The organism is Desulfoluna sp. CYM3A, assembly GCF_056829965.1.
In genome coordinates, this window is the sequence record NZ_CP186556.1 from 4673382 (window position 1) to 4685512 (window position 12131).

Consider the following 12131-nt stretch of genomic DNA (forward strand, 5'->3'; position numbering starts at 1 on the left):
CACTGGCAACGGCCCGTTCTCGGGCGTTCCGGTCAGACGATCCCGAATCGTTCATGGGAAAGCGACCACATCAAAGGCATAAAGTGCGACCGCACGTGATGACTTCGGAAAATCGGACAGGTCAAAAAACCAACGTGTCGTTCACGACTTTCTGTTCGATTGCCTCACCCTTCCGGCGGCCGGACAGCCCCTTCCTCCTTCTCCTCTTCACGCTCCAGGGGCACCTCCACCACGATCTCACACCCCTTCTCAGGAGACGAATAGATGCGAAAGGTTCCCTTCATGAGGCGGGCCCGCTCCTCCATGTTTCGCAGCCCCATGTGTCGCCCGCAGGAGACCCCGCCCTCCAGGGCCTGGGGCATGAAGCCGCTGCCGTTGTCGCGAATGCGAAGGATCAGGTTGGGGTGAGAAAAAACCAGGCGGATGAAGACCTTGTCTGCGTAGGCATGCTTGTAGATATTGGCCAGGGATTCCTGGATGATGCGGAAAAAATTGATTTTCGTGTCGTACTCAAGGAGGGCCTCACGGACCCCTGCCACCCGGAAATCCACCTCCACCCCGTATTTTTCCGAGTAATCCGCTGCGTAGACCTTGATGGTATGCACCAGGCCGAACTGAGCCAGTGACGGCGGCTGCAGATCATAAGCAATGTTGCGGACCGAGTCGATGGAGCCCTTCAGAACCGACACAAAGGCCTGGAGGTCCCCGGGTGGCACCGCCTCTTTCCGGGACGCCATCTCCTGCATCATCCGGGCGGTAATCATCAGAGAGCCCAGGTCCTGGGCCACGTGGTCGTGAAGATCAAAGGCGATGCGTCGCCGCTCATCTTCCAGTCCCTTTTGTACCTGCTTGCGATAGCGCCGCTCCCGTTCGGCCAGCTCTCGCCGCTTGCCCACGTTGTCGATGCTGAGCCCCACCTGGGTGGCCACCCCGATGAGCAGGCTCAAGTCTCCCTGGGTCAGGGCCCGCTTGCCGTGGAGGTTGGCCGCCACCAGCACCCCCGAGATCCGCCCTTCCATGGTCACGGGCACCACCAGAAGGCTCTCCAGGGCCTGGACATCGGGAAAATCAGGGCCGAACAGCGTGGTCTCGGAAAACCCCTTCACCCCGTTGACCACGATGTTCTCTTTGTTCCAGAGCACCCGGGTCATGGACTCCGTCCTGGTGTACCACTCCCCTGCTCCTTGAAATGATCCACCTGGGCCGGGGTGTATCCCACCTGGGAGGCCAGCTTCAGCCGCTTGCCGTCATAAAAAAAGAAGGCAATGCGGTCGTAATCCAGATGCCGGGCCATGACATTGATCACCCCCTGGGCCCCACCCTCCTGGGAGTCGGTCATGGCCGCTTCCTGGCTGATGCTCTTGATCAGCAGCGAGTGCCGGTTGCGGATGTTGTCGTCTTCTGCCAGGTCCCCGGCATAATTCCCCTGGGCCTGGATGATGTTCAGCAGCTCCTCTTCCCGCTTGTGATGAGCCACCCCCCCAAGGCCCGCGATCGATAGAAAAAGAGAACAGCTGAGCAACAGGACAAGGGGTGACGGAAACAGCACCGCCATCCCGATGCCCAGGGGCGCTCCCACCACAAAGGCACGATTTCGCATCCGACGCCACACCACAGAAGGCGCCGCGCTCCAGGTCACCTCAAATCGGCAGGCCTCGCCCCCTTTATGGATGCACTCCGTGTGCTTCACATGGGCAAAGGCATTGGTAAAAAGAAGCCCGACAGCCTCCAGGATTCCCACGCACACATCGCACTGATAGGGTTTGATGGCGGTTCCGGGGCGGCTAGGCTATCTCCGCCGACTCTTTTCCCGTGAGGTGGGCCGTGGCGTGGACACCGCGGCTCACCTTGCAGTAATTGCGCTCAATGGTGGAAAAAAAGGCGGACGGAGAGACCATGCCCAGAATGAACTGCCGGACCACCCACATCTCTTTGGAGCGGATGATATACCGACCGGCTTCCCTTGCGAACTCCGGGCTGCCGCACATATCCATGAGAGAAAAATAATACTTGTCGCACTGATCCTGGGTAAACCAGTGGCCTGGATCATCGATCTCGTACTTGCGAATTCCGGCGGCTTGATACACCGGTTCCAGGCTCAACAGTGCATACTTCTCCCGGGCGTAGTTGTCACAGAACTTAAGCAGACGACTGTTGTACAACGCCCCGGAGGATGCATTCTTTTTTTTACACACATGCAATGCGCCTGTCATCATCTCTCCAGTGTCCACCCTGAGCCCTTGGCATCACCTTCACCGAGACCCCTGGCGTGTTTATGAAATGTCCGGGAGCATCTGCGGCTCCCGGTTCATCCGGCGAATAAATAGGACGCATCTCAGATACTGCCAGAAAAGATAGAGATGAAACTTCTTCCGGAACAGGTACTTCACAAAAAGTGGCTGCAATTCGTCGCAGCTGGAGACCACGGCCAGCAGCATGCCGGACGTAGGTGCTGCCCATGAGGGCACGGACGCCCTTGCCGTTCTTTTTGGCTTTGAGCATCTGGTCGTCAATGGAGGGGACCGGACAGGACACGTTGAGGATATCGTTGGGGTCTAAGTGCAGCATGGCGTGGTTCTTGCCGTCCCAGTCCACCAGCTTGGCCGTGGGGTTAAAATGCCCGGTGGCGCGGCAAAAATCGTAATCATCCGACGGGTCCACCTGAACCCAGCGCCCCTCGAGAAAAACAGCGCCATAGACGTGCACGGACTCCGCACTCATAAACTGCCGGAACAACGGAAGCATCACCGGTCCGAAGTAACTTTTCCCCTTGACCCGAAGCACACCGTACCCGGCGGGAAGCCCGGCGGCACGACACATGGCCACAAACAGGTTGGCTGCGTTGGTGCAGGTCCCTTCACGTTCGTACAGGGTCTCGGAAGCCCGCTTGTGCCAGTCCCCCACACGATAGAGAATTTTATCGCGCACCCAGTAAAAAATCGCCACGGCTTTTTCCGTGTCGTTTGTGATGGTCGCTGTCACAGCTCGTGCCTGCCGAATCACATCGGGATGATCGTAATCGCAAAACCGGGTCGTCTTGAGATACTCTGCCTGAGGATGAGTCATGTCCGCCTCCGCTTAGGTTTTTGGAATAACGTTGTCAAATCAGACTTACGGCATCAAATAGCTATAGATATTACGAACCAGGGCTGTCGCCTGGATATAATGCATGGCGGCATGGGCCCATGACTGAATCCGGGGACCTTGGCGGTCTGCGGCCCATGTGAGGTAGATCTCAAAGTATTGTTGTGCGTTCAGAAATGCCGTTTGTGCTTTCAAAGCCCCAGGATCCATGACGGTGGGTTCACCCTTGTCAAACAGGCATGGGGGGCTTGGAAAAAGGGGAATACCGGCAGGATTGTGAAGAAAGCAATACAAGGAAAGAAAATCGCACGGGGACACAAAAGCAAGCCAGTGCATCAACGTCAGATGCCTGCTGACAGGTTAACAACCCGTTTTTGCGGGGCATCGTCTCGATTCTTGATGCCCTTCGCCATGACGATGTCATGGTTCCCAGCCCCAGGCCATTGTCGCGCCAATCCGACATGGAGATGTATTGCGGGATCATTACTATGCAAGGTGTTGACTACTCGACAGGCCGGCACACCCGATCTTATGGTCAAACACTATAGCACAAAGCAATCATAAATGGACATATTTTTACTCACAAAACAGAGTATTTATTCTCTCGCGACACCTGCAGAGTATTTCCCGGCACATCGTATATCGCGGCATCGCAATGGGCGAAAGGCCATCAATCGCCGAAGGACGGGCCCCGCTGTTTTCTCCGGGGGCAATATCTGCTATACGTACGCCTATGAAAGATGACACATCATATCCAGAAGACGGCTTTTCATCCCTGACCCCGGACGTCCTGCTCGGCGCCGTGGAACAGGCCGTGGGCGAGCGCCTCACCGGGCTCACCTCCCCCTTGCCGAGCTACATCAACCGGGTCTATGAGCTGTTGGCGTTTTCTGGCAAGCGCTATGTGGTGAAATTTTACCGCCCCGGCCGCTGGAAAAAAGAGGCTATCGAAGATGAGCATCGCTTCATGATGGACTGCGTGGCAAACGAGATTCCTGTGGTCCCCCCCCTTGCCCTTTCCGACGGGTGCACCCTGGGCGAGGTGAACGGCATCCTCTTTGCCGTCTTTGACAAGCGCTCCGGCAGGGAGATGGAACTCAACACCGACGAAGACTGGCGCAGGGTCGGCACCCTCCTGGGCAGGGTCCACATGACGGGGTCAGCCGGTTCAAGCCCCCACCGGGTCCACCTTCACCCGGAAAAATCCCTGAAAAACGACATCGACTGGCTCCTCTCCGGCCGGGACATCCCGCCCCACATGACCCCGGAAGTCCGAACGGTGCTGGAATCGGTCCACGACGAAGCACGCCGGGCCTTTGATGCGGTACCGGACGCGGACACCATTCGCCTCCACGGGGACTGCCACCTCAAAAACTTCCTGTCCCGGGACCATGAGGGCCTGCTCATCATCGACTTCGACGACATGGCCACGGGCCCCGCCGTCCAGGACATCTGGCTGCTCCTGCCCGACCGGGTGGCAAAATGCCGCCGGGAGTTCAACCTCCTGCTTGATGGCTATGAACAGTTCCGGGAATTCGACGACCGCACCCTGCGCCTCGTGGAGCCCCTGCGCGCCATGCGCATGATCTACTTTCTGGCCTGGTGCAGCCGTCAGAGGCAGGACTACCGCTTCAAGACCCTTTTTCCCGACTGGGGCACCGAAAACTTCTGGCGGGCTGAAATGAACGACCTCACCCGGCAACTGGACCACATGGGCGAATCAGCCCCTTCGGGTAACATGTAAAGGGCACACAACAAACCGCCTAGCGCACCATCAGGGTTCCCACCGCCATTTCCGCCACCTCCATGAAAAACTGGGGAAAAATCCCCACCAGGAGGATGGCGGCCATGAGGCCGATGCCGAGAAGCGAGGCGGGCTTGCCCACGGGCAGGGTTTCGCCCGGGTCCTCTGCTGGGGAGTAGGCAGCGCGCACCAGCTTCAGATAGTAAAAAGCGGAAATCCCGGCGTTGATCACGGTGATGATCACCAGAGCGTAAAGGGATTTTTGAATGGCTGCTGTAAAGATGAAGAGCTTGCCGAAAAAACCCACCGTGGGCGGAATCCCGGCCATGCCAAAGGCCCCCACGGCCAGGACCAGGGCCAGCATGGGAGAACGCCGGTACAACCCGGTAAGGGAGTTCATGGTCACGTTTTCCCCTTCCTGTCCCACATGGTAAACCACGTAAAAACAGGCCAGGTTCATCATCATGTAGCCGGCGATGTAGTAGACCGCCGTGGCAAACCCCAGAAGGTTCACGCAGAGAAGGGCCACCATCACGTACCCGGCGTGGGCAATGCTGGAATAAGCCAGCAGACGCTTCACATCCTCCTGCACCAGGGCCGACAGGTTGCCCAGCACCATGGAAAAAACCGCAAAAGAGGCCAGTATCCAGTTGAAATCCCCAAGCTCGGTTCCGGCGGCAAGGGAGATGAACCGGATGAGAAGGGCCACGGCCCCTGCCTTGGGAATGGTGGCCACAAACCCGGCGATCAACCAGGCCCACAATCCCGGCGCCCAGAAATGCATGGGAAACAGAGCCAGCTTGAAGAAAAACCCGGCCAGCATCATCACCAGCCCCACAATGAGCATGGGGCTTGCCCGAGAAGGCCCCGGGGCCACGGCCCCCGAGATCGGCAAGGTACGTGGTGTGGGCGATACCGAAAACATAGCTCATGCCGAACAGAGAAATGCCGCTGGCAATGGCCCCGAACAACACATACTTGATCCCCGCCTCCATCTGCTCCCGATGCCTGGCCCCTGCCTTTCGAAAAGGAATAATCACATACAGGGCAAAGGAGGAGACCTCCAGGCTGATAAAAATGGTGATGAGCTCCACGGCGCTGGACACCAGCCCTGCCGCGCTCACCGTCACAAAAAGAAAGTACTCGGTCCGCAGCTTCTCCTCAATGCCCTTGAGCCCCTCCCCCATGACCAGCACCACAAACAGCCCCATGGTAATGACGATCTTGAAAAGCTGGGAAAAGGCGTCCACCTGATATGCCCCGAAAAACAGGTCCCCCTCCTGGCCCCAGGACGCCACCGCGCACACCACCACCGTGGCCCCCATCACAAGGGACGCCCCGTACACACGCTTTACATTCCAGGAGGCAAGGCTCGCGAAAAAAAGCACCAGCGCCATGGCCATCAACGCACACTCAGGCAGAAAAATCAGCAAAATGTCCACCCCATTCCCCAATTTCAAGCCATGCCTCCGGCGGCCCTGCCGGGGGCCAAACTTTTGAAAAGTTTGACAAACAGGTTTTCAAGAACGATTTCGGCTCACTCGAATGTCATTGTCTACCAATCGATTTAGCCTGACGAGTAACCGGAAAGTTTTTGCGGAGCTTTTTTCAAAAAGCGACCCGCCGGAGGCAGGCTTTTGTGTTAATCCTTACGGCTGCGTCCTGTCCGTGCGAAGCCCCGGTTCCAGTGAAGAGTGCAAGGTGCCATGGGGGAGCTCACGAGCTCCTCCACCTGCTGGAGCAGGTGGGCGAGGCTGGGCTCCATGACGCGGATCAGAGGCTTGGGATTCAGGCCGATCCAGAAGACAAAGACCAGCAAAAAGCCCAGGGTCACGATTTCACGCAGGTTCAGGTCCCAGAGTGTGTGCCCCTTGCCGTCATCAGCGTGGGCGTGTCCGTCGGAGTCGGCCCAGACCATGGCCTGCACAAGGCGAAGCATGTAGGCCGCGGCCAGGATCGCCCCCAAAATGGCGATGAGCCCCACGGTGGTGCTCACCTTAAAGGCCGAGACAAGCACGAGAAACTCCCCCACAAAGCTGTTGGTCCCCGGAAACCCGAAGGAGGCCAGAGAAAAGACGACCAGGTAGGAGACATAGGCGGGCATCAGCATGCCCAGGGCCTTGTTCTCCTCGATCTCCCGGCTGTGGGTGCGCTCGTAGATAATCCCCACCAGGATAAAGAGAGCGCCGGTGACAATGCCGTGGTTGATCATCTGGAGCATGGCCCCCTGGAGCCCCCCTGTGGTCAACAGAAAAATCCCCAGGGTCACAAACCCCATGTGCCCCACGCTGGAATAGGCGATCAGTTTTTTCACGTCGCTCTGGCCCAGGGCCAGGTAGCCCCCGGCCACAATGGAGATCAGGGAAAGCCCGATGAGCCAGGGCACAAAATAAAGGGTGGCCGCAGGTGTCATGGGCAGGCAGAACCGCAAAAAACCGTAGCCCCCCATCTTCAGCAGGATGCTGGCAAGGATAACGGAGCCGGCCACCGGCGCCTCCACGTGGGCCGCCGGAAGCCAGGTGTGAAGCGGAAACATGGGGATCTTGATGGCAAAGGCCAGGGTAAAGGCGAGAAAGAGCCACACCTGAAAGCCAAAGGGAAACCCCACATCCATCAAGGCCGGAATGAAAAAGGTCCCGCACCGGATGTAGAGCACCGCAATGGAGACCAGCAGAAACACACTGCCCAAAAGGGTGTAGAGAAAAAACTTGATGGAGGCATAGTCCCGACGCTCCCCGCCCCAGACAGCGATGAGCAGGTACATGGGCACCAGCATCGCCTCCCAGAAGATAAAAAAGAGGACCAGGTTCAGACTCACGAAGACCCCGATCATGGAAGCCTCCATGAGAAGCAGCACACAGATGAACTCCTTGTGACGCTCCGTAATGTACGTCCAGGAACAGAGAACGCATAAAGGCATGATAAGGCTCGTCAACAGCACCAGAAGCACACTGATGCCGTCCACCCCCACCACATAACTCAGGTCAAGGAAGGGAAACCAATGGGCCACCTCGGCAAACTGGTACAGGGCCGTGTCGTGCTGAAAGGCCGTGTACAAAGGCAATGAAAGCACCGCCGTGGTCGTGGTCACCACAAGCCCCCATGCCTTCAAAACCTTCTCCCCCTGAAGGAAAAAGGTCACCAGCCCCCCCACAAGCGGCAACAACACAAGGATCGATAAAACAGGGTAGCCCAACGTGTTTGCAATCAGATAGGTGTCCATACGTCCCCAATGTCAGTTAAACGAGAAAGAAATGAGCCTTCTATGATTAAAGAAAAGCCTGCCCTCGGCGGCGAGGTGAGCCACCTCGAAAGCTTATTGCCATTGCGCTTTGCCCTTCGTTCCTCAGGGCAAAGCGCAATGGCCTTCGGCTCGGGCTGCGCCCGTAAGGAAGTCGGTCGGTTTAGGTGCAGACTTTCGAATTCCATCGCTAAAAAAACACACATCCTCATTTTTACAATTCATTGACCATACCAACAGCATGTACCTGCCAGTAATCATGCACCCTGTACTTGCCACGGGCGAAGCCCGTAGGGAATGTGATGGACCTGAGGAACGAAGGTACAGAGCATTCCCGTACCTTGGGGTCCAGGGGATTTATCCCCTGGCCGCCGGAGGCCCTTCCCCCTCCCCCTGCGATTACACAAAAAAGACGACAGCAGCCAGGATCACGAAGATGGCGGCCACGGCGCTGCCGATGTATTGCTGGACCTGACCGGTCTGGACCTGCCGGAGTTTGTTGCCGCCTTCCACCACCTGCCGTGCGGACCCGTCGATGGTAAAATCGATCCCCTCTTTATCGAACCAGGTAAAGGCCCTGGCCAGGACCATGGAAAGGGGGGTGCCGATGGTGCGGTAGACGTTGTCCATCCATTCGTTGAAGGCGTGGACGGGTTTTGACGCCACCCACATAAACACACGGGCCCCTTTTCGGTAGAACCAGTCGAGGTCCAGGCTCATGTGGTCTTCGGGAGTCAGTTTCTTCACCATGAGGTAGAAACCTAAGCCTGTGAAACTTAAAATCTGAAACGTCTCGGAAAGATGATAGGCGCTGTAGGGATGGTAGCCCACGCCAAAGGGAAGCATCTGGTAGAGCCAGCGCGTGCCGGGCCCGAAGCCCAGGAAGAAGCAAAAAAAGGCAGCGACGGCCATGGCCAGATTCATGTTCCAGGGGGCCTCGCGCCCCTCCACGCCGGAGTCTTTGCCGAACCAGATATAGTAGGGCAGCTTGATGCCCACGGACAGGAAGGTCCCCACCGAGGCCAGGGTGAGCATCACCAGCAACACGGGCCGATGGTCAGCCCCTGCCCCTGCGATGATCATGGATTTGCTCACAAACCCGCTGGTCAGGGGAAAGCCCGAGATGGAGATGCCGCCGATGACCGTGAAAACCATGGCCCAGGGCATGTGCTTCCACAGCCCGCCCAGGTCGCTCAGCTTGGATTTTCCGGTCATCTCCAGGACAGCTCCCACGCCCATGAAGAGAAGGGCCTTGTAGAGGATGTGGGCGTAGGCGTGGGCGCAGGCGCCATTGATGCTCATGGCGGTCCCGATGCCGATGCCGCACACCATGTACCCCACCTGACTGACGATGTGATACGCGAGAATCCGCCTGGCGTCGTTTTCGATGACCGCGTAGGCAACGCCGTAGAGGGTCATGATGGCCCCCAGGATGGCCAGGGCCTCGAATCCGGGGAAAGCGCGGGCCAGGACATAGACGGCTGTCTTGGTGGTAAAGGCGCACATAAAGACGGCCCCTGCCACGGTAGCCTCGGGGTAGGCATCGGGAAGCCAGGCATGGATGGGGGGCACGGCAGCGTTCAGCATAAACCCGATCATAATGAGGTAATCGGCCAGGGTGGCGCCGTCCCGGGCGATCTGCTCAAAGGCCAGCCCTTCGAGGCCCACGTTCTGGTAGCGCAGGAAGATGCCCGCCAGAAGCACCAGACCCCCTGCGGTGTGCACCAAAAGGTAACGAAACCCCGCCTCAACGGATTTTTTCTTCTTTCGGTACCAGACAAGGAAGGTGGAGGCAAAGGCCATGAGTTCCCAGAAAGCAAACAGGGTGAGGTAATCCCCGCAGAGGGTCACCCCAATGGAGCCGGCCACGTAGAGAAAGGCGGCGGTGTGGTGGCCGCTCTCTTTGACGTGAAGGCTGTAAAAGCCCCCGATAAGAGCCATAAGGGTGAAGACATTCAAAAAGACAAAGGTCAGCTTGTCCACCCGTCCGAAGACAAGGTCAAACCCCATCCACGTCACCGTGCCGAAGTTCTCTGGAAGTTGGTAGATCAGCACGATGGAAAGAGCGGGAACTCCCACCAGCGCCAGCTTCATGAGCACGGGGTGGATCCGCTTCAACAGGGGCATGGACACCGCTGCCAGGAGAAACCAGGTGGTGGGGTGCATCAACAGCTCATGATTTGTCATAGTAGTCCTCATCCTGCATCAGCCAAAGGTGATAGATCCCCTTGCAGACAAACGCCATCCCAAGGCAGCCCAAAAACCCGAAGGCCGACCAGAACCCGATGACGGTGTCCCCGAAAAAATGGGGGTCGTGCCGGGAAATCGTGACGTCAAAAAGAACGGTAAAGCCAAGCCAGAGGAAAAAGAGCCAGGTAAGAAGCCCGGACCGGTTTCGTAAAAAGCCTATGAATCTGACCATCACAACCCCGCTGTCGCCTGAGTCAGCCCGGTGAAAAAGCCCACATCAAGCACCGAGATGAGTTTGAAAAAAAGATCCGGATAGAGCCCGAACAGCACCGAAAAAATAGCGGTGACCGTCAAGGGCACCACCATGAAACGGGCCAGGGGCGTCTGCTCCAGGCTTCCTGTCTTGCCCTGGTCTTCAGGAAGGGGCGCGCCGTAAAAGGCCTTGATCACCACCGGCACGAAATATCCCGCATTAAGAAGGCTGCTCACCAAAAGCACGGTGAGCAGAATGCCGTAGAATATGCAGGGGTCGGTGCCCAGGGCAAGGTACCACTTGCTCACAAACCCGCTCACCGGCGGCACCCCGATCATGGAAAGGGATGCCAGGGCAAAGGCCCCCATGGTCCAGGGCATGCGGTACCCCAACCCGCCCATCTCCCGGATATCGCTCTTGCCAGAGACCACAAAGATGGCCCCGGCGCAGAAGAAGAGCGTGATCTTGGAAAAGGCGTGGTTGGTGATGTGCACGATGCCCCCGGTGACTCCCGTGGGGGTCAGAAGGGCCACCCCCAACAGGATGTAGGAGAGCTGGCTCACCGTGGAGTAGGCAAGACGGGCCTTGAGGTTGGTTTTCGTCAGGGCGATGACCGAGGCGCAGAGAATGGTAAAACTGACGAAGTAAGCGGTGAAGAGCCCCAGCCCCGTGCTGTGGAGAAGGTTCACCCCGTAAACCGAGAGCATGACCCGGGCCGTGGAAAAGACCCCGACCTTTACCACCACCACCGCGTGAAGCAGGGCCGACACCGGGGTGGGGGCCACCATGGCCGAGGGCAGCCAGTTGTGAAAGGGCATGACCCCGGACTTGGCAAACCCGAAGAGAAAGAGAAGGAAACTCGACACCACCAGAACCTTGCCGGTGCCCGCCGGAAAAATCCCGTCCATGATGCCGGAGCCGAAATCCAGGGTCCCTGCCGTGAGGTACACCAGGGCCATGCCCGTCAGGAGAAAGGCCTTGGAGGTAAAAAAGAGGTAGATGGTGCTTCCTCCCCCCTTCGTAGCCCTCTGCGTCCTGATGGTGCATCACCAGAGGATAGGTGACCACCGAAACGATCTCGTAAAAAAGGTAGAGGGTAAACAGGTTCCCTGCAAAGGCAGCGCCCATGGCCGCCCCCACCGCCGCCGCATAGCAGACGTAAAACCGGGTCTGGGCATGTTCCTCAAGGCCCCGCATGTACCCCACGCAGTAAAAGGCCGCAAGGATCCAGAGAAACGAGGAAGTGCCCGCAAAGATGAGCCCCAGGCCGTCGAGCTTCAAGGTCACCCCCACCCCGGGCAGAATCTCCGCATAGGTATAGGAGAGGACCTCCCCTGCCAGTACCCTGGGCGCCAGGTTCACCACCGAGGCAAAGGTCAGCACCGCCCCCACCACAGACCACGCCTCGCGGAGGTTGGGCCGCCTGCCCGAGATCATCACCAGAAAAGCCGCCACCATGGGAATGACAGCGGTGAGTATCAACATGCCGGGAGTCGTCTCAATCATCTCTATAAGCCTTGTGAGGGTCACTGTTTGGGTTAGAAAAAGCGTAACTATTCAGATCAAAAAAGCCTCCGGCGGCAAGGTGGGGGCACCTTGAAACCCTGAGGCGAATGCAT

The 12131-nt window shown here is 58.0% G+C and carries 11 protein-coding genes and 2 pseudogenes; 2 read left to right on the plus strand and 11 right to left on the minus strand.

All coding sequences use genetic code 11. The annotated features are described in order from the left end of the window. Positions 1 to 164: 164 nt before the first annotated feature. The 4 genes from ACOYW1_RS23685 to ACOYW1_RS23700 are packed head-to-tail and all read right to left on the minus strand — an operon-like array spanning position 165 to position 3066. Complete coding sequence (locus tag ACOYW1_RS23685; protein ID WP_482420007.1) at positions 165 to 1151, minus strand: GAF domain-containing sensor histidine kinase; 987 nt, start codon at positions 1149 to 1151, stop codon at positions 165 to 167. Further along, the gene (locus tag ACOYW1_RS23690; protein WP_482420008.1) at positions 1148 to 1741 is read right to left on the minus strand and encodes a hypothetical protein; all 594 of its coding nucleotides are present in this window, start codon (positions 1739 to 1741) and stop codon (positions 1148 to 1150) included. Before ACOYW1_RS23690 ends, ACOYW1_RS23685 begins: the two co-directional genes overlap by 4 nt. Positions 1742 to 1784: 43 nt before the next feature. Next, the gene (locus tag ACOYW1_RS23695; RefSeq protein ID WP_482420009.1) at positions 1785 to 2195 is read right to left on the minus strand and encodes a hypothetical protein; all 411 of its coding nucleotides are present in this window, start codon (positions 2193 to 2195) and stop codon (positions 1785 to 1787) included. Beyond that, the gene (locus ACOYW1_RS23700; protein WP_482420010.1) at positions 2188 to 3066 is read right to left on the minus strand and encodes a transglutaminase-like domain-containing protein; all 879 of its coding nucleotides are present in this window, start codon (positions 3064 to 3066) and stop codon (positions 2188 to 2190) included. The genes ACOYW1_RS23695 and ACOYW1_RS23700 overlap by 8 nt, the downstream gene beginning before the upstream one ends. A 751-nt stretch (positions 3067 to 3817) precedes the next feature. Between ACOYW1_RS23700 and ACOYW1_RS23705 the strand changes: the two genes are divergently transcribed. Continuing rightward, entirely contained in the window at positions 3818 to 4828 is a 1011-nt protein-coding gene (locus ACOYW1_RS23705) for a serine/threonine protein kinase (protein ID WP_482420011.1), read from the plus strand. Positions 4829 to 4847: 19 nt separating this feature from the next. On the opposite strand, the gene ACOYW1_RS23710 is transcribed toward ACOYW1_RS23705, so the two are convergent. From ACOYW1_RS23710 to ACOYW1_RS23720, 3 genes and pseudogenes are all read right to left on the minus strand, one after another. Further along, positions 4848 to 5675: an NADH-quinone oxidoreductase subunit N gene (locus tag ACOYW1_RS23710; protein ID WP_482420012.1), complete on the minus strand. Its 828-nt coding sequence runs from the start codon at positions 5673 to 5675 to the stop codon at positions 4848 to 4850. Between the two features lie 97 nt (positions 5676 to 5772). Then, positions 5773 to 6231 (minus strand): annotated as a pseudogene (locus ACOYW1_RS23715) (hypothetical protein); the annotation flags it as partial. 239 nt (positions 6232 to 6470) lie between these two features. Beyond that, positions 6471 to 8051, minus strand: coding sequence for a complex I subunit 4 family protein (locus tag ACOYW1_RS23720; protein WP_482420013.1), 1581 nt, complete (start codon positions 8049 to 8051; stop codon positions 6471 to 6473). Between the two features lie 42 nt (positions 8052 to 8093). On the opposite strand from ACOYW1_RS23720, the gene ACOYW1_RS23725 reads away from it, so the two are divergent. Then, positions 8094 to 8297, plus strand: a complete 204-nt coding sequence (locus ACOYW1_RS23725) for a hypothetical protein (protein ID WP_482420014.1) — start codon at positions 8094 to 8096, stop codon at positions 8295 to 8297. A gap of 171 nt (positions 8298 to 8468) precedes the next feature. Here the strand turns inward: ACOYW1_RS23725 and ACOYW1_RS23730 are convergent, their stop codons facing one another. The 4 genes and pseudogenes from ACOYW1_RS23730 to ACOYW1_RS23745 all read right to left on the minus strand — a co-directional run. Then, positions 8469 to 10256, minus strand: coding sequence for a Na(+)/H(+) antiporter subunit D (locus ACOYW1_RS23730; protein ID WP_482420015.1), 1788 nt, complete (start codon positions 10254 to 10256; stop codon positions 8469 to 8471). Continuing rightward, positions 10243 to 10491 (minus strand): hypothetical protein, encoded by a 249-nt coding sequence (locus ACOYW1_RS23735; protein WP_482420016.1) that lies wholly within the window; start codon positions 10489 to 10491, stop codon positions 10243 to 10245. The genes ACOYW1_RS23730 and ACOYW1_RS23735 overlap by 14 nt, the downstream gene beginning before the upstream one ends. After that, on the minus strand, positions 10491 to 11552 hold the full coding sequence (locus ACOYW1_RS23740) for a proton-conducting transporter transmembrane domain-containing protein (RefSeq protein WP_482423806.1): 1062 nt from the start codon (positions 11550 to 11552) through the stop codon (positions 10491 to 10493). Before ACOYW1_RS23740 ends, ACOYW1_RS23735 begins: the two co-directional genes overlap by 1 nt. A gap of 243 nt (positions 11553 to 11795) precedes the next feature. Beyond that, positions 11796 to 11849 (minus strand): annotated as a pseudogene (locus tag ACOYW1_RS23745) (hypothetical protein); the annotation flags it as partial. Between the last annotated feature and the right edge of the window lie 282 nt (positions 11850 to 12131).

Coding starts and splice junctions, on each gene's coding strand:
- ACOYW1_RS23685 (WP_482420007.1), bottom strand. CDS start 1,151: ATGACCCGGGTGCTCTGGAACAAAGAGAACATCGTGGTCAACGGGGTG.
- ACOYW1_RS23700 (WP_482420010.1), bottom strand. CDS start 3,066: ATGACTCATCCTCAGGCAGAGTATCTCAAGACGACCCGGTTTTGCGAT.
- ACOYW1_RS23705 (WP_482420011.1), top strand. CDS start 3,818: ATGAAAGATGACACATCATATCCAGAAGACGGCTTTTCATCCCTGACC.
- ACOYW1_RS23710 (WP_482420012.1), bottom strand. CDS start 5,675: ATGCTCATTGTGGGGCTGGTGATGATGCTGGCCGGGTTTTTCTTCAAG.
- ACOYW1_RS23720 (WP_482420013.1), bottom strand. CDS start 8,051: ATGGACACCTATCTGATTGCAAACACGTTGGGCTACCCTGTTTTATCG.
- ACOYW1_RS23725 (WP_482420014.1), top strand. CDS start 8,094: ATGATTAAAGAAAAGCCTGCCCTCGGCGGCGAGGTGAGCCACCTCGAA.
- ACOYW1_RS23730 (WP_482420015.1), bottom strand. CDS start 10,256: ATGACAAATCATGAGCTGTTGATGCACCCCACCACCTGGTTTCTCCTG.
- ACOYW1_RS23735 (WP_482420016.1), bottom strand. CDS start 10,491: ATGGTCAGATTCATAGGCTTTTTACGAAACCGGTCCGGGCTTCTTACC.